Origin of the sequence: Inquilinus sp. CAU 1745 (genome assembly GCF_039839375.1) — a bacterium.
Taxonomy (GTDB): domain Bacteria; phylum Pseudomonadota; class Alphaproteobacteria; order DSM-16000; family Inquilinaceae; genus JBDOQU01.
Genome location: NZ_JBDOQU010000002.1, coordinates 394,484 through 411,350 on the forward strand (window position 1 = coordinate 394,484; position 16,867 = coordinate 411,350).

Annotated in this window: 17 protein-coding genes; 5 read left to right on the forward strand and 12 right to left on the reverse strand. The window is 59.5% G+C overall.

All coding sequences use genetic code 11. The annotated features are described in order from the left end of the window. Positions 1-10: 10 nt before the first annotated feature. A complete protein-coding gene (locus tag AAFN89_RS04340) occupies positions 11-1,165 on the reverse strand; it encodes a metallohydrolase (protein ID WP_347536289.1) in 1,155 nt (384 codons plus the stop codon). 938 nt (positions 1,166-2,103) lie between these two features. Here AAFN89_RS04340 and AAFN89_RS04345 point away from each other — a divergent pair. After that, positions 2,104-3,153, forward strand: coding sequence for a hypothetical protein (locus AAFN89_RS04345; protein ID WP_347536291.1), 1,050 nt, complete (start codon positions 2,104-2,106; stop codon positions 3,151-3,153). 16 nt (positions 3,154-3,169) lie between these two features. On the opposite strand, the gene AAFN89_RS04350 is transcribed toward AAFN89_RS04345, so the two are convergent. Genes AAFN89_RS04350 through AAFN89_RS04360 form a run of 3 tightly spaced genes read right to left on the reverse strand, consistent with a single transcriptional unit; the run spans position 3,170 to position 5,813 of the window. Further along, entirely contained in the window at positions 3,170-4,762 is a 1,593-nt protein-coding gene (locus tag AAFN89_RS04350) for an AAA family ATPase (RefSeq protein ID WP_347536293.1), read from the reverse strand. After that, a complete protein-coding gene (locus AAFN89_RS04355) occupies positions 4,755-5,093 on the reverse strand; it encodes a DUF6634 family protein (protein ID WP_347536295.1) in 339 nt (112 codons plus the stop codon). The genes AAFN89_RS04350 and AAFN89_RS04355 overlap by 8 nt, the downstream gene beginning before the upstream one ends. Positions 5,094-5,153: 60 nt before the next feature. Continuing rightward, the gene (locus tag AAFN89_RS04360; protein ID WP_347536297.1) at positions 5,154-5,813 is read right to left on the reverse strand and encodes a hypothetical protein; all 660 of its coding nucleotides are present in this window, start codon (positions 5,811-5,813) and stop codon (positions 5,154-5,156) included. A gap of 246 nt (positions 5,814-6,059) precedes the next feature. Between AAFN89_RS04360 and AAFN89_RS04365 the strand changes: the two genes are divergently transcribed. Next, positions 6,060-6,623, forward strand: a complete 564-nt coding sequence (locus tag AAFN89_RS04365; RefSeq protein ID WP_347536299.1) for a hypothetical protein — start codon at positions 6,060-6,062, stop codon at positions 6,621-6,623. A gap of 57 nt (positions 6,624-6,680) precedes the next feature. Here AAFN89_RS04365 and AAFN89_RS04370 read toward each other — a convergent pair whose 3' ends face one another. Continuing rightward, a complete protein-coding gene (locus tag AAFN89_RS04370) occupies positions 6,681-6,935 on the reverse strand; it encodes a hypothetical protein (protein WP_347536301.1) in 255 nt (84 codons plus the stop codon). Between the two features lie 347 nt (positions 6,936-7,282). On the opposite strand from AAFN89_RS04370, the gene AAFN89_RS04375 reads away from it, so the two are divergent. Further along, positions 7,283-7,852: a hypothetical protein gene (locus tag AAFN89_RS04375; protein ID WP_347536303.1), complete on the forward strand. Its 570-nt coding sequence runs from the start codon at positions 7,283-7,285 to the stop codon at positions 7,850-7,852. 151 nt (positions 7,853-8,003) lie between these two features. Here the strand turns inward: AAFN89_RS04375 and AAFN89_RS04380 are convergent, their stop codons facing one another. Beyond that, positions 8,004-8,537 carry a hypothetical protein gene (locus AAFN89_RS04380; protein WP_347536305.1) on the reverse strand — a complete coding sequence of 178 codons (534 nt, stop codon included), beginning with the start codon at positions 8,535-8,537 and terminating at the stop codon, positions 8,004-8,006. Positions 8,538-8,922: 385 nt separating this feature from the next. On the opposite strand from AAFN89_RS04380, the gene AAFN89_RS04385 reads away from it, so the two are divergent. After that, positions 8,923-9,894 carry a TniQ family protein gene (locus tag AAFN89_RS04385; RefSeq protein ID WP_347536307.1) on the forward strand — a complete coding sequence of 324 codons (972 nt, stop codon included), beginning with the start codon at positions 8,923-8,925 and terminating at the stop codon, positions 9,892-9,894. 362 nt (positions 9,895-10,256) lie between these two features. Further along, complete coding sequence (locus AAFN89_RS04390; protein ID WP_347536309.1) at positions 10,257-11,246, forward strand: LysR family transcriptional regulator; 990 nt, start codon at positions 10,257-10,259, stop codon at positions 11,244-11,246. On the opposite strand, the gene AAFN89_RS04395 is transcribed toward AAFN89_RS04390, so the two are convergent. The 6 genes from AAFN89_RS04395 to AAFN89_RS04420 form a co-directional block, all read right to left on the reverse strand. Further along, on the reverse strand, positions 11,247-12,503 hold the full coding sequence (locus AAFN89_RS04395; RefSeq protein ID WP_347536312.1) for a TRAP transporter large permease: 1,257 nt from the start codon (positions 12,501-12,503) through the stop codon (positions 11,247-11,249). A 13-nt stretch (positions 12,504-12,516) separates the two neighbouring features. Further along, entirely contained in the window at positions 12,517-12,954 is a 438-nt protein-coding gene (locus tag AAFN89_RS04400; protein WP_347536314.1) for a TRAP transporter small permease subunit, read from the reverse strand. 134 nt (positions 12,955-13,088) lie between these two features. Beyond that, positions 13,089-14,054 carry a TRAP transporter substrate-binding protein gene (locus AAFN89_RS04405; protein ID WP_347536316.1) on the reverse strand — a complete coding sequence of 322 codons (966 nt, stop codon included), beginning with the start codon at positions 14,052-14,054 and terminating at the stop codon, positions 13,089-13,091. Between the two features lie 71 nt (positions 14,055-14,125). Next, entirely contained in the window at positions 14,126-14,878 is a 753-nt protein-coding gene (locus AAFN89_RS04410) for an SDR family NAD(P)-dependent oxidoreductase (RefSeq protein ID WP_347536318.1), read from the reverse strand. Positions 14,879-14,936: 58 nt separating this feature from the next. Further along, positions 14,937-15,977: a transketolase family protein gene (locus AAFN89_RS04415; RefSeq protein ID WP_347536320.1), complete on the reverse strand. Its 1,041-nt coding sequence runs from the start codon at positions 15,975-15,977 to the stop codon at positions 14,937-14,939. Then, positions 15,974-16,828, reverse strand: a complete 855-nt coding sequence (locus AAFN89_RS04420; protein WP_347536322.1) for a transketolase — start codon at positions 16,826-16,828, stop codon at positions 15,974-15,976. The genes AAFN89_RS04415 and AAFN89_RS04420 overlap by 4 nt, the downstream gene beginning before the upstream one ends. Positions 16,829-16,867: the final 39 nt, after the last annotated feature.

Consider the following 16,867-nt stretch of genomic DNA (forward strand, 5'->3'; position numbering starts at 1 on the left):
GCGCCAGGCATTAGCCGTGGATGAGCGGCTGCGCGCCGACTACCGCCGCGGCCTTCTGGGGCGTTGCCCCCTTCTTCAGCGTCACCCCTCCCGCGCTGACCTCGAATTCCATCGGTGCCGGATCCTTCTTCGATGGATGGGTCGCGGTGTTGACGAACTCTCCCTTGGCCTCCTTGGTGATCTCTTTGTACTCGCGCTCAGCCCGGATGCACGGTGGGTCGCTGTCGTCGTCCATAATCACCTTGCTGCTGGCGACGATGTAGGAACCGTTGCGCGCTTGGCCTAGCGCCTCCCGGGCATCCTCGGAAATCTCCACATCTTCACCCATCTCGCTCCAGCTGTCGTATGACAGCGAGTGCCAGGAGCAGTGGTGCGGCGTCTGCATCAGGTCGTAGGCGAGGTCGTCGGGCGTGTCCTTGTGGTCGGCCCAGACCCGCTCCCAGACGGCGACCTCGGCATCGCCACCGGTCAGGAACTTGCAGGCGTCCATCACGAACCCCTTCGCGATCGCGATATTCACGATGACGCTAGAGTTGTTCTTCGACCGCACCTCCTCTTCCTCGTCCGAGCCTTTGGGACTTGGCGCGATGAGCATAACCTCGAACGTACCATCAACACTGCCGTCGATCGTGGTGATGCGCTCGCGCGCCTTCACCAGGATGGCCCCAAGGTTGTCTGTCTTGCCGTTCTCGTCCTCGCCCAGAACCTGGATGCGGTCGCCGCTCGCCGCCCACCCGTTGTCACGGAACTTTTGAACACGGCGGCGCGCCTCGGTCCGCCACGCCTTGGCATCGTCGGACAGCGTCGCGCCCTGCTTCCGCTCTGCCCGCCGGAACACGATCGGCGAAGACCACATTTCCCGAATGATAATCTTCGGGTCCTCGTCATCCTCCGGTTCCGGGTAATCGGAAAGCGGGCCAAGGTGGAAGTGATCACGCAGGCCGCGGCAATGGTCCTGGTCGGGGTGGCTGAGCAAGAAGGCATCCACGTAAGGCCGACCCTCGGCATCTTGCTTCAGTCGCTTTCGCAGGTCCTTGGCTACGTCACGTATGCCATCGTCAGGCTGACGCATATTTATATCGATGAGAACGGTGCGCCCGCTCTCGAGCTCGATCAAAGTCATATCCCCATTGTCTACGGGAAAGAACGTCACGGTCGCGGGCATCACGGCTCCTCGAATTTGGAATAGGAGTATACACGTTTTGTTCTGACACCGCAATATAATGGCTCCTTCGTTCTTCCGAGACGCAACATGTTGCGGCGTCGGGAGTGCGCTGCCCCGCGCAGCCGGTCGGATGCGTTGTGCATACGGCGGCCGTCACTCCCAGCCATGTCCTTCCCTTGTCAGGCGCGCAGCTCATCGACACCGCGACAGGCTGACCGTCGGCAACATTGGAGGCGGAGTCAGGGCAAGGCGGCGCATCGAGACACGCGTGCGGCGGACCGCGGGTGCTGGACAAGGATTAATTTGTAAGGTTCACCTCCTACGTCACCAGCCATGGAGTTCCCAAGATGGATCTGATGCCATGAGGCAATTGTGGATTCTCACCATCGTCCTTGCGTTCGCCACTCCAGCCCTTGCCGATACGCGGGTTGTAGACGGCGACACGCTTGACATCGATGGCGAACGGATCCGCTTATGGGGCATTGACGCTCCGGAGCGCGATCAGATCTGTTTCGTAGATGGAGAGCCCGCACGGATCGGTATTATCGCCGCTGACGTCCTCGCAGAATTCATCGATGACGTTCGACCGGATTGCACTCCCATCGACACTGACCCCTACGGAAGAACCGTGGCGCAATGCAGCGTCGACGGATCTGATCTCGGGTCGATGATGGTCCAGGTCGGCCTAGCTTGGGATTGGCCTCGATACAGCGGCGAGTATTACGCGTTTGAGCAGGAAAGCGCCCGTCGGAACGACCTAGGGGTCTGGCACTGGGGATGCGAGTGGCATCGGTCCTGATCCTGCTGACGTCGTGAAGACGCAAAACGGGCTTAACTCCGAATAGCCGATGGCGCTCGGTTGACCCTCCGCTAGGTCCGGCTCAACCATGCGATGCTGGCGGTGCTCAAGGGCGCTTCGCATCGGCGAGGAGGTTGGGATGGCCATCATATTGGACGTCGGCGAAGAATATCTCCTCGGCTCAACCGTCAGAATTGCCGTCTATGTCGAATTTGGGGACCCGCCCGTCAGGCTCCCGAACAATCCAAGCTATCGCATCCTCCGTAGTGGCGAGCGAATCTATACCCCTACCTCGGATAGCGGACCAATCGAGCTGAAGCCTGGCGGGCATCTCGTGGTCTGGCTTTGGGACCAACGGAACGAACAGGCCGCTCGCGTCGATGCCGGTGAATATGCCTGCCGTCTGCTTACGGCTGATGTGGGCGAACGGGAGCGGTCATTCAGGATCAAGGCCCCAAGACGTTGGCTTTCATCTCTTAAGGCCAGTAGCAAATGGGCTGCACGCGCCTGCGGTGTCGCGGGACCATTTACATGCTTCTTTGAGCCCGTTACCGGCGCCGTTATCTCAGCAAGCGGTGTTGCCCTTACCGCGCTGGAAAAGGATCCCCCGTCCGATAGTTTTTCGGAACTTGTGAAGGTCGGCGATCTCCTCCAGGACATCCGCGCACAGGTTCCGGATTACGATCGTCATATCGAGGGCGCTGAGGAGCATTATCCGGGAATGAGCGAATTCGCGACCCGGATGGCCGAAATTCATGACTACACCACGGCCATCCGGATAACGATCGAACGGCTTCAGGGCGCTGAACTGGCCGATGCCGAAGAACACGTATTCCGGCAATCCGAAAGACTGCAGGAACTATGCATGGAGGCTCAGGGCGCCTTTCTATTTCTGGAGAACTCGAACATCGCAGATGCCTTTCCTGCGGATGGCATCGATAGGCAAGGCGCGATCAACGCCGCACGTGAATCTCTGGGACGATGGATACCCCGACCGCTCGCGTCAGAATATTTCGATGGGGGCATGTTTGAAACCGCAGCATTTCTGGGTACCGACCTACCGGAACGGCTGAACAGGCAGACTTTATCGGTGATGACGCTCCAACTACTGCGCTTCAGCGATCAACTCGCCGCAATAGCCGATATGCCCCTTGAGATGATCTCCGACATGGCGGGAATGCCTGCTTGATGGCTCGCTGTGCTCGCTACTGAGCCGTCCGCATCCTCTCGCGGAAATCGAGGACGCCCTCAACAAGACGTTGCAGACGCCGAATGGAGCCTCCAGGCCAGCTCCGACGTAGCGCGCAGAGCTCCTCGCCTGTGAGCGGCAGCGCCCATCGATCGTCCAGAGAGCGATCACGAACGACACCGATCAAGAGACGTGCAGCCAACGCCGGGAGGTGCTCGACGCCTGGCTCGGGAAACATGATCAGCCGACATCGATCCCGTAGCGGGGCAGAGAGTCCCTCGAGGCTGTTTGCGGTGGCGAGCCAGATCACATGCGACAGGTCAACCGCGCTCTCGATATAGGGATCCCGCCATACCTCCGCCGATTGTCGTTCGAGCAGGCCGAGCAGTGCGTCAAGTGCGCTCCCATTATGCTTGGACGTCCCGACTTTCTCGATCTCATCAAGAATGATGCCCGGTGATGCGCACTTGAAGCGCTGGATCAGCGTCACGGGAATTGATGGCTCTCCTGACGACCATCGCCTGGCCGTGCCCGCGATCGAGGAATCGGAAACGCCGCCGCAGGAGTAGATTTCCTGGGGAACGCCGAGCGCCTTAAACAGCTCTGCAGCGAACCGTGTTTTCCCGCATCCCGGCGGCCCTACGAAGATCGTGGGGCGCAGGAATACATGAGACCGGGATGACAGCTCCGTCAGGATCGTCTGAACGATGTCCGTGGCATAAGGAAACTCCTCGTAGAGCCGAACTGCGGTCGACCTGATATCCGGCACGGGAACGAGCGGCAGATGCTTGTTGACGACATCCCCAAACTCCCTCGCGACCCTCTTGCCTTCCGAACTGTCCTTGTTGCCGAGTTCACGAAAGACGATGACGCCTCGCTGCCTTTTGACACCTTCCCGTGAGCGGCTGGAGGATGGCTTGTCTTGATGAGGGTCGGTCGGAGCCTCGATCAGTTTCTGGTCAATGCCATCGCCTTCAATCTTTGCGATCTGACGCTCGTTCTCCTCGCATCCTTCAATGATATCGTAGATGAGATCGCGGCCGGTCCTCCCGACGTAGTCACGCACGTCAGCGTATAACCAATGCCCTCTTAAATGTTCATCGTTTAAGACCAGAAGATGATGTGATGCTACAAACAGCCATCCAAGAGCCTGCGAGCAGTAGTCGAACGCTTCGCCATTTGCTTGCTTCGATGGTCCGACCGTCAACGATACCGTTTCTGCCGCGACAATGGCCGCACTTTCGCGACAACCCGATGCTGCCGCGTAATAGTCGCATCGTAGTGCGAAGATTTTCGAAGGGGCGTCGTCTAAGGAACGGACCTGACTGAAGAACTGCGAGGCATTCCGAAAATCGTTCTCTCTCGGCGCCATGGTGAGAGGGCCGAGGATATCCTTTAAGCCCGTTCTCTCGGCAGTCTCCTCGCTGACACGCGTGAGCACCCGTTCCGCAAATTCCGCGGCATCTGCTTCGATGCAGTCGCCGAAGAACGGCATGCCGAGGAGGAGTTCTGGGAGGCTGGGCAGATGGCGTCCTTCAATGGCAGCAGTGGAGCGGCGCGAAAAAAGTCGCTTGCGCCGCCCCCAGGCCGTTTCTCCCCTCTTAGGCATCGGACGCTCCCCGATGCTCAAGTGGCCTTCCAAGCAGATAGAACCTGCTCAGCGTTCGTGCCCAGCCCAACTTCGGTGCGACCGCCCACAGTTCCGAGGTAACCGAACACCGACCCACTAATTTCGGATGACCCGTTACGGCGCCGATCAGACATGCCGCAGGGCGTGCTGTAAGTGCGTAATCGCTGATGATCGGCGCGTCGGCCAAATCCTTCTCAGTCGGCGCCTCGCCGTTGCGGATACGTCTTAGATCCGCCACCAGACGTTCGAGAGCATTGATGTCGTGCTCGATATCGCCGTGAAAACCGTTCTCTGTGGCCACGATGGTCATGACAACATTCCTCTATCGGCGCCCCTGGGAGGAGCGCAGGTTCAAGTCGAGAAAGGAGAATCAGGGGTGAGAGCGCCGGACGAGCGTTTCAGGACCGATCGGCGCATCCTCGAGATCGATGAGGACGAACCGTCGGAGCGCAAGCCCAGCGACCGCGGCCATCGGATCTGGAACGTGACGGAAGGCGTGAAGGCAATCAGCGAGCGGCGTGGGTCCATTCTCATCCAGCACGGCCAAAAATCGCACACGGTCGCCAAGTGAAAGGGATGTTCCCGTGTAGCCGAGAAGCTCCTTCACGTTCGAAAGCCGTGGCTCAGCGCGGATGAACGACTCGTCGACCTGCTCATAATCCACGTCCGCGTCGGATGCGCCCGAGCCAGCGACGGCTCCGTCGCCCATCGCGTCCAGTAGCGTTCGGGAACCATCGATTCGCACTACCTCGAAATCGGGGACATGAAGATGTGCGTTTCCCGCGCTGCCGATGAACCAGACCGCACGGGGCAGGCAGCGCCAGGAGACGATGTCCCGATCCAGATCCAGTAGGCATCCGAGATCTCGGGAGAGTTGGCGGCGGAACAACGGCGCGCCCGCATTCCGCATAGTCCCCGAAGGCGCAAAACGACGCCTGCGCGCTTCGGCGACGGTTCGTTTGAGAACCTGTCGTTCGAGATCGACGGCGGCGATACAAGGATTTCTTGAGGTACGAACTACCGATGACATGACGCTGACCTCCGCCCGGCACATGGCCGGAGCAGTTCACCCTGAACGAATGATGGGGATCAGATCAGCGTATCAAGAAGCGCACGCGGCCGACTTCCGGGACAAGCCGGGAAGGCGGGAGAGGGTATGTGCGAGTCTGAAACATGACATGAGAACAAATATCGAACATTGGGTTGGATGTCAACCACGATTTGATTCGCTGCGAACCGTGGTGGAGACCGTGGTCAGTTGCGTACACTACGGCCGATGACGGCGGGCAGCGAAGTCGTCGAGGACTACGGCCATGTCGGGCTGACACTCAGGGCTCATCCCCTCAGTTTTCTGCGCGAAGGCCTTCGGCACCGACGCATCGTCACCTGTGAGGAGGCCATGGCCGCGCGCGACGGTTGCTGGCCGGAGTTGGCGGGCATCGTTCTCGTTCGCCAGCGCCCGGACAGCGCCAAGGGGATCATGTTCGTCGCGCTGGAGGATGAGATTGGTATCGCCAATCTCGTGGTCTGGGCGAAGGTGTTCGAGGCGAACCGGCGCGCCGTCTTGTCGGCCAGCATGATGGCGGTGCGCATCCAGCGCGAGGGAGACGTCGTCCATCTGGTCGCCCAGCGCATCACGGACCTCTCGGCCGACCTCGCCAGCATGGGCAGCCGAGACATGACCTTTCCCGTGCCGTATGGCCGAGGCTACCAGGTCAGGAACGGCGGCTCGTGCCCTGATCCGTATGAACTGCCGCCGAAGGGCCTGCGCACACGCGACATCTACATACCCGACCTTCACATCGACACCATCAAGGTGAAGGCGCGGAACGTTCATTGATCAGCACTCGATCTGTGGAAGCGGGATGACCCAGGCCATCCCGCTTCTTTTGACCCGTCAGTTCCTGCGGACACGCCGACGCTGCTCGGCCTCCAGCTCCAGCCGGGCCACCAGCACCCTGAAATAGGCCACAACCTCGGCGACGATCGCGGCGGCCAAATCGTCAGGCCGCCGATCATTCACGAGTTGCTGGACAACTTCTGATGGCGTCGCGCTCTCTCGGCGCGCGATCTCCTCAAAACCATCCCAAACCATGGGATGGATGGAGATCTGCTCCGGCCCTGTGGCCAGCATGAGAGTGAATGTTTTCATTGATGCCTCCGATTGGAGCGGGCGAATTTGCCCGCTCCTCATCGAAGGCCGAGGCGGTTAGGCGCTCTAGGCAGAAGCCTCATGAGAGCGTAGCCACGGGCTGATCGTCGGCGAGGCTCTTCGCACGCGCCGGAGCAGCGACGCAATCGGCGGTCACGTGGGGCGGCCGCGGTCGCGCAACGCATCAACCGCTTCAGGCACTGGTCAGAATCCTCACGGTGGAGCATTCAAGCCATACAAACTACTTCAGAGGCAATGTGAACTTAATGTTTTGTTCGCTCCTCGATTCTAGTTCTTGCGTACAAAAGCCATTCTCCGATCGAGCAAACAGCAAGGGTAGAATTTCCATGCGCGCGGCGCTCCATCCTAGTGCTGATCGAAAGATCAATGCCGAGGCCTACGAACGCGAAATTGGCCACCGATCTGTCGATCGTAGTATATCCGATGATCGGCGCAAGGCGCGATGCCCGTACTGCCTTCAACGCCTCGCCGTCCGTGCAGCCACGACGCAGCGATCCGCTCACTTTGCTCATCCCAGTGACGGTGGATTCTGCCCCAGCAAAAAACCGGCGGGTGAACCTTATCTCGATTTGACACCGACAAACCCAGACCCAGGTGCGGCGCGCTCACTCAAGCGCGCCTTCAAAAGAAATTGGGTTAAGCATTATCGTCGCTTGGAAGCGATGGTCCCGTTTTTGAGCGTTAGGGAGTTTCTATCTCTACTGGACGAGGCGGACGAAAAACAGATTTGGGGTCACGTCGGCCTGGAGGAGCGTTGGATCCCATATATTCTCGTTTTGCTGGCGGACTTCCCCCCGTATACCAGCAGGCAAAAAGACGGGAAGCCCGCGCGGATTTACTGGTTCCGCTTTTGGTTCGGCTCGAAAATCACCGAGATTGGCCAACTTTGGATCTAAGCAACCGAACCCGTCATGCTCTTCCGAGCTTCGTTCGTTGCTCCGAAGAGGCGGAAGGCACGACCTCACTTCTCAGACATTAACGATCATTGCCCCATTCCGATACCACTGGACTTCCTAGAGGAACCAGCAGAAGAACCGCACATCTTCATCATTCGAGAAGTTGATCAGTGGTTTGCTCGCCACCCAACGTTTGCCGCTGATTGAGGGCGATGCACAGATGGGATGCGGCCTCATTAGCGTCGAACTGTGCGTCGAAAGCGACGCGAAAATCGGGAACGATCCGCCGCTTCTTCAGCGCTGTCGCGGCTACCTCGATCTCCGCGAGCAAGTCATCGTAGCTTGGTGCCACGTGAACACACCAGATCGAGACTCCCAGCAAACGATTCTGAATCTCATCGACGGTTTCAGCTATGGCGCCTTGTTCAGCCCAAGATTCAAGGAGGTTCCGTTCATAGCGCTCATGATCGAACCATTTACCAATTTTGATGGCGAGGGCTTCAGGAGAGCAAGGTAACGACAAATAGTCGTATGAACCATCCTCGATGCCACCCGGCATTACCCAACCCTCGATGATCAAGAATTGCTCACCATGAGAGTTATCGGAAACGTCTCGTTTTGATCTGCCTAAAATGTAAGCTTTGCTACTGTCAAATAATAATCCGGATGAATTCTGCGTATGCATCGCCGTTGCTTTCAGTAGCCGTTAGCTCAGATGCTATCCATCATTCAAACGCTGACGCATGACACAAGAGGATATGCGATAATGTTGAAACGAACAAAATCGGAGCCGTGATCATCAACGGTTTTGACGGTGAAGAATCGGGGTTTACTACTCGAACGGCAGCCATGATGCGCCAGAGCTTCCGGCTAGACTGGAGGTGAGATTGATCTCTGCGGGCGAGCAATCTGCCAGAGTGACCTGAAATATTAATTGCGGCGGAAACGTCGTTTCGGGAGCGGCGGTGAAGCAATCCATTCGAGCCTCCCGCACATATCGCCGCCTGTTGTAGTAGACGCGTCGGCCGCACGGCATGTGTTGCCGCCGGTATCGGCACGAGATTGCATCTATGGGCCTTTTGGACAGCAAGAATATCCCCCGGCTACCAATCCGCTGCGAGCCGATACCCGGAGAGAGCTTCAACGGGTTTATCGCACGGCTGGCGGAGGCCAATCTCTTCGATAAGGTCTCCTGGGTTGCCGAGGTGGCCAAAGTCCGATTTCCCCAAGTCTGGTACTCCGACGACGACATCGAGCGATTTTCCAGAGTCGCGGGCATCGAGTTCTCCGCCCTTAGGGCGATGGCGCCGAATCAGCCACGGCAGAAGAGAGACGTCTCCGTATCCACATCTCTCGGCCACGATGTGCCCGTAGATTTATTTGCGCGGAATGTCAGGCGAGTTTGTCCGCGATGTTTACAGGAATCCCCGCATCATCGAGCCATCTGGGATTTACGGTTCGTGCGTTCATGCATGGATCACGGCAATCGCCTGTTAGCGGGTTGCCCGCAGTGCGGGAGGTTTCTCGATTGGCGGACGAGATCAGTGCAATTGTGCAACTGCAACTTCCCGCTTACCGATGAGGACCTTTCAACGTGGATGCCCCCGGTACCCGTCGGAACCATCAAGGGACCTCGCTATCTGCAGGCCATGCTCCACGGCATTGAGCAACCAATTCCCAACCTTCTTGTCGGCCTCGATTTTGACGAGACCTACGACCTACTCTGGCGCTTCGGCTACTTCGGCAGCAACCGCTCAACCTTCAACCTCGACGATTCAGTAAAGCCTGAGGTCGAGATCTGGCTCACTCGCGGACTGGAACTGCTCTCGAAGGAGGCGATGGACTTGCAGCGCATCTTGATGAGGCGTGCGACCAGCACCCGAGGAGGTGCAAAGAAAAAGGAATTCGCGCTCCTCACCAAAGTGCAGGCCGCACTGAAAGAGATGAGTCCGCGAGCAGCGCCTCTTGAGGAAGTCGTGGGTGCGGTGTTGAGCGGACTTGTCAGCCCGGAAGGCAACTCAACCCGCGAGGTGGTCGTCTAAAGCCGCCGAATCCGGTCTTCGTTTGGACCTGCGAAAGCAGATGTCAACAATTCTGGCACGACTTGCTGAGAAGTACATCAATCCTGGCAAAGACAACCGGTTTTTATGGCACGCGGAAACCCTGTATCAATGGGTTAGCGAATGTTTTAGACCACGTTATCTGACAACGTACAGGCACGTGCATGCTTCGTTGGCATAGATCGGTTGGCGTCGAGACAGCGGTGAGTATTTCGAGCAGAAGGCGCCCGCCGCAACAGCCGCGAGGCCCGGATAGGGACGCGAATGGCGTCGACGCTGGCCATCCTGACAATCTTTGAATACACGCTACGGGGCCTAATCTCTGGTAGCTGGGATAGGCGTTGATGATGCGTGATATCAACATCAAGGCGACGGAGTACTTCGAAGCGGTCGCGCGGCTTGGGACGGTGACAAAAGCCGCCGAGGAACTCCGCGTATCTCCATCCGCCGTCAGCCAGCAGGTCCGCCTCCTGGAAACGCAGTTCGGAGTGAAGCTCTTTCGACGGGAGAAGAAGCGGCTCGTCTTGACGCTGGATGGCGATCGGCTGTTCCAGGCGACCACCCAAGCATTCGTCGCAATCCGGAACGCGCGCAGCGCCATCACGCGGCATAGAGACGTTCGTAAACTTACCATACGGACCAGCCCGAGCTTCGGAGTGCGATGGCTCGGCCCGAGAATAGCCAGTTTCGCGGCTGAGAACCCTGAATGGAACATCAGAGTGGACGCCACGCCGGATTTCACTGCTTTCGACGCGGAGGCCATAGATTTTGACCTGCGGTATGGACACGGCGGTTGGTCCGGGCTGACCGTCAATGTCGTCATGAACGATCTTGTTCTGCCGCTTTGCAGCCCGGACTACCTCGAGAAGCTGCAACAGATTTCCGATGATCCGGTCGAGCAGTTGCGGTCGGCGCGGCTGATCGACAGCGTCAAGGCTCTGTTCCGGTGGGATCTGTGGCTCGCATCGAACAGGGTCGAACTGCCGGATCTCACGTACCCCTTCCGTTTCGACCGCTCGTCAATGTCAATCGAGCTGGCGAAGCAGGGTGGCGGGCTCGCTCTCGACAGCGTGAACCTCTGCCTTCCCGAACTGAGGAAAGGTGAACTCGTCCCGTTCTCAACCAGGTTCGCCGTAATCGATTTTCCGGCCTACTGGTTCGTCTGCCCGCCGCAACATTTCAACCGTCGGATTATCGGGCGCTTTTCCGACTGGCTCACCACGACTGCCCTGGAACATGAGCGCGAAGCGCGCGTGCTTCTCGAAGGCTTCGGCTGCACGTTCAGGGCCGAGACCGGCTCAGGCCTGATGGATTGGCGGAACTCGTCCCCTTAGCTAATAGATCGTCAACGCCGGAACGTATGAGATCAGGAAGAGAACCAGGAGCGCGACGAGGTAGAAGGGTGCTAGGGCCTTTACCGTTTCGCCTATGCCAACCCGTGCAATCGCCACTGAGATGAAGAGGGTCGTCCCCACAGGTGGGGTGTAGAGGCCGATCGAGAGATTAACGACCATCATCAGGCCCAACTGGACCGGATCGATGCCGATCGCCTGTCCAATGATGACGAACAGAGGCCCGAGCAACAGCACTGCAGCCGGGAGATCGAGGAACGCTCCGATCACCAGCATGATGATGTTCAGCACCAGGATGACCATCCACGGCTCGCTGAAGGCTGATGTCATCCAAAGCGTGAGCTCCTGCGGAACCCGCTCCGCAGTTAATAGCCACTGGATGGTCGACGACGCCATGATGATGAACATCACCGCCCCGGTCATCATTGCGGTCTCGACGGACGCCGACCAGATGCCGCGCCATGTCAGGTCCCGATAGATGAGGCCGCTCACCAGGAGGGCATAGGCCACAGCCATGACGCTGACTTCGGTTGGCGTCGCAATGCCGAAGCGCAGAGTGCCGATCACGAAGACCGGCATCAGCAGTGCCGGGATCGCAGCGAATATCTGACTGCGGAAGGCGCGAAAGCCGCCGTGGAGCGGTGAGCGCGGAAGATCGCGACGACGCGCTACCCACCAGACCGCGATGAACATTCCGATGCCCAGCATAAGGCCGGGCAGAATGCCAGCCACGAACAGATCCACGATCGAGACGTTCGATACCAGCCCGTAGAGAATCAGCGGGATCGAGGGTGGGATCAGGACCGACACGGTGGACGAGGAAGCATTGATGGCGGCAGCGAACCCGCCTGGATATCCTTCCTTCTGTTGCACCGGGATGAGCGCATTGCCGAGTGCCGAGGCGTCTGCGACCGCTGAACCGGACACGCCGCCGAACATGATCGACCCGATGATCGACACTTGGCCGAGGCCGCCCTTGAAGTGACCGACAAGAAGGCGAGCAATGTTGATGAGGTAAACGCCGAACTTGCCCGACATCATCAGGCTGCCCGCAAGGATGAAGAACGGGATCGCGAGCATCGGAAAGCTCTGGGTCGGTGTGTAGAGGCGCTGGGCAATCACCGCCATCGGCTTGCCGTCAAGCCAGAGCGCGACCGCAACACCACCGAGCATCGCATGTGCGACGGGAACCGCGATGGCAAGAAGCAGGAAGAATACCCAGACCATGATCAAGGTCATGACACGGTCCTTTTCAACTCAGGCTCGCATGACTTGGATCGTCGTCGCCGATGTTCCCGCCAGAGAGCAGGATCAAAATATCCGCGATGGCGATGAGCGCCATTCCGGCAAAGGCATAGATCAGGCTCGCATAGCCCCAGATCTGCTTGATGCCCAGCGTAGAGAGGTTTTGGAACTGCGCCGCCTTGAGGATCGGCTGACTGGACCACAGCACGCTGATGCAGATCGCCAGTATTGCGAGTTCGATCACGAGCAGAAGGCGCAGACGGGCCCGCTCACGGAGAAAGTTCGGAAGCAAATTGATGGCGATGTTTCGACCTCTGGCCGCGGCGATGACGATGCCGCCACCGACCAGCCAGGGAAGCAGAAGAGCGTGAATCTCGTAGGCCCAGGTGATACCCGCGCCGAAGGCGTAGCGCAAAATCACGTTGAGCAGGAGCGCCACGAACATGAAGCCAAGGCACAGCACGGCGACGCAGCGCCCGCTCCAGTCGAGAAGCGTTACTAGTCCGACGACCCAGCGGAGTAAGGGGCGCTCACGCCCCTTACCGCCATCGGTCCGGGATGCCGGGCTCCCGATCGCCACTACTGACCTACGGCTGACTGCAGCGCTTCGACCAGTTCTGGATACTCGGCCGAATACTTCTCATAGACCGACGCCGTCGCCTCGACATAAGCCTGATGGTCGGCCGCAGTGAAAGTCACGCCCTCAGCTTCCATTGTGGGGCGCAGGCTATCGTTGGCTTCGAGCGACATCTCCCTCTGAAGCTTGCCAGCCTCGGCGGTGGCCTCGAGCGCGCAATTCTGCGTCTCTTCATCCAGCCCCGACCACCAGGCCAGCCCGGCGACGACCGGCGTACTCTCGTACTTATGGCCGGTAAGGGTGATGAAGGGCGTGATCTCGTGGATCTTCGACGTGTAGATGTTGATCAGCGGATTCTCCTGACCATCGAACACGCCAGATTGCAGGGCAGTCGGCAGTTCAGAGAAGGCGAGCGGAGCCGGAGAAGCGCCGAGCGCCTGAAAGATGTCGATGGTCATCTGGTCGGGCGGTGTGCGGATCTTCATGCCGGAGATGTCGGACGGCGACGGCACCGCCTTCGATACGTGGCTGACGTGGCGGATGCCGTTGTCCCAGAATCCTAGGATCTTCAGCCCCGCCTGCTGGGCGTGTTCATCCAGCATGTCGCCGATCTCTCCGTCGAGTACCTCCCAAGCCGTTGTCTGTTCCTCGAAGAGGAAGGGCAGTCCGATCAGGCCGATCTCCGGCACGATCTGCGACATGGCGCCTTGACTGTTAGCGGTGACCTGGATGACTCCCGCAGCCACTGAGGTCAGCATCTCAACGTCGTCACCCATCGTCGCCGAAGGTGCGACGTTAACGGTCTGCTCGCCACCAGTGCATGCGGTGAACAATTCCGCCCATTCTTCGGCGGCGACATAGCGCGGATTACCGGGGTTCTCACCGTGTGCGAAGATGATCTCTTGGGCCTGGGCACCGCCGCTCGCGATCACTGTGGTGGCCAGTAGGGCCAACAGTTTGTGTCCCATGTTCTCCTCCTCCTTGGTTAAGTTTATGGTTGATTGTCGGGCGCGCCGTTTATTCCTCCGGCGTCACCAACTCAGTGAATAAGCGAGCCTCCATTCACGTCGACCTCGGTGCCGGTGCAATAGGCCGACAGATCGGAGGCAAGGAACAGGGCGCACCCAGCGACGTCTGACGCTTCACCAGCACGGCCCATCGGGATGCCATCAAGGATCGCCTTGTTCATCTGAGGCGTGAGTTTTCCTGCCGTGATGTCGGTGGCGATGAAACCCGGGCAGATCGCGTTGACGCGCACGTTGTCGGGCGCGAGTTCGCGGGCCATGGCCTTGGTAAGGCCAAGAATACCCGCCTTGGCTGCGGAGTAGTGTGGACCGCCGAAAATGCCACCGCCCCGCTGCGCAGACACCGAGCTCAGGTTGACGATGCTGCCGAAGCCCCGGGCGCGCATGCCGGGAATGACCGCCTGGCTCATATAGAGAGTGCCGCGGAGGTTGACGTCGAGGACTGCCTCGTAATTCTCGGGCGCGATATCCATGATCTTGAGCGGCTGGGTGATACCGGCGTTGTTGACCAGCACGTCGATCCGATCCCAGCGGTCCAAGAGTGCGGCCACCGCTGCTTCGCATGCGCCCTTGTCAATCACATCGCATGCAAGGCCGAGATTCTGAGGTCCGAGATCAGCCGCTGCAGCTCTAGCGGCTTCCGCGTCCAGATCGAGAATGGCAACCGTCGCCCCGTGCTCGGCGAAAAGCCTCGCCGTCCCCTTGCCCAGCCCCCGGGGCGAAGCCGCGCCGGTCACGATTGCGAACCTGCCGTCCAATAGGCCCATCAGCCTGTTTCCTCCCACCATGCTCAGTCGCGGCTGTATTGCGGAGCCGTCGGCCGCCTTAGAGCCAACCTTTAATCTGTTCGGCGACCTTTCCGACCGAGATCCCGTACATGTCGTGCAGCGTCGGCAGGGCGCCCGCCTCGAGAAACTCGTCTGGAAGCCCGATCATGCGGAAAGTCGGCGTTACTCCGGCACGCAGGAGCGTTCCGGCAACGGCTTCACCAAGACCGCCGACGATCGTATGATTTTCTGCCGTCACGACGAGCCGACCGCCGACACCGGCTTCGGCCAGAATGGTTTCCGTATCCAGGGGCTTGATCGTTGGCGCATGCAGGACCGCGACATCGATTCCGTCCTTCGCCAACAATTCGGCAGCGTCGAGCGCGCGCATCGTCATAAAGCCAGACGAGATGACGAGGACGTCCTTTCCGCCCCGGATCATCTGGGCCTTGCCCAGCTTGAACTGATAGTCAGGCCGGTAGCGCGTCAGAACTGAAGGCACCTTGCCGCGCAGCAGTCTCGAATACACCGGACCGGGGTGCGCCGCGATCACCGGCACCATCTGCGCGATGTCGACAGCGTCGCAGGGATCGATGATCGTCATGTTCGGCAGTCCACGAAAGATCGCCAGATCCTCCGTGGCCTGATGGCTCGGGCCGTAGCCCGTCGTCAAGCCCGGCAGGGCGCAGACGATCTTCACAGGAAGATTTTCCTCCGCGATTGCCATGGCGATGAAGTCGTAGGCCCGGCGCGAGGCGAAGACGGCGTAGGTCGTCGCGAAGGGAATGCACCCTTCCCGCGCGAGACCGGCCGCGGCGGAGATGAGCACCTGTTCGGCCATGCCCATCTGATAGAACCGATCCGGCAGCGCATTCGCGAAGACGTGCAGGTCGGTGTATTTGGTGAGGTCCGCCGAAAGACCGACGATGCGATCATCCTTCCTTGCCAGATCGACCAGCGCATGACCGAAGGGCGCCGCGACGGTGTCGTAGCCCTCCGCAGCCAGCGAGGCGATCATGGCCGAGGTCATCAGCCGCTTGCCGTCCTTCCTGGGTACGGGCCGCGGTTCATACTTGCGGACCATCGACGCTAAGGTCATTGCGGCTTTCCTTCTTCCAGAACCGCCAGCGCCTTGCCCCATTCATCGGCTTCAACGCGCACGAAATGGGTGATCTCCCGGCTCTCGAGGAACGGCACGCCCTTGCACATCCTGGTGTCGAAAATGATGATGCGGGGTTTGGCTTCGCTGGCCGCGCGGGCGGCGTCAAAGGCCGTGACCACGGCGTCCAGATCATTACCGTTCACGCGCTGACAATGCCAACCAAAGGCCTCCCACTTTGCTTCCAGAGGTTCTGAGCAAAGCATCTCGGTCGACTTGCCGTCGGCCTGCTGATTGTTGAAGTCGACGAGGCAGATCAGGTTGTCGAGCTTGTGGTGCGCGCCCGACATCGCCGCCTCCCAGGTGGAGCCTTCACCGAGTTCGCCGTCCGACATCAGATTGTAGACGAAGGCTGGATTCTTCTTGCGCTTCAGTCCCAGCGCCATTCCAACGGCAATGCCGAGCCCATGCCCGAGGGAGCCGCCGGTGATTTCCATGCCAGGCGTGTACGATGCCATTCCCGACATCGGCATGCGGCTGTCGTCCATGCCGTAGGTTTCGAGTTCCTCCTCAGGCAGGACGCCCGCTTCCATCAACACCGCGTAGAGCGCGATGGCGTAGTGGCCGATCGAGAGCAGAAAGCGGTCGCGCGCCTCCCATTCGGGATCCTCGTGGCGGTATTCGAGAGCGTGGAAGTACGAGGCCGCCAGGACGTCCGCAATGCCGAGCGCCTGGCCGATGTATCCCTGTCCTTGAACCTCGCCCATCAGAAGCGCCTTGCGCCGTATGTTCCAGGCGCGCAGTTCCAGGGAGACATTAGATGTCGCACTGGGGCGACGCGTTGCGACCATGATTTCCTCCCGCGGCACTCAGCCGTTTATGCTGAGTAA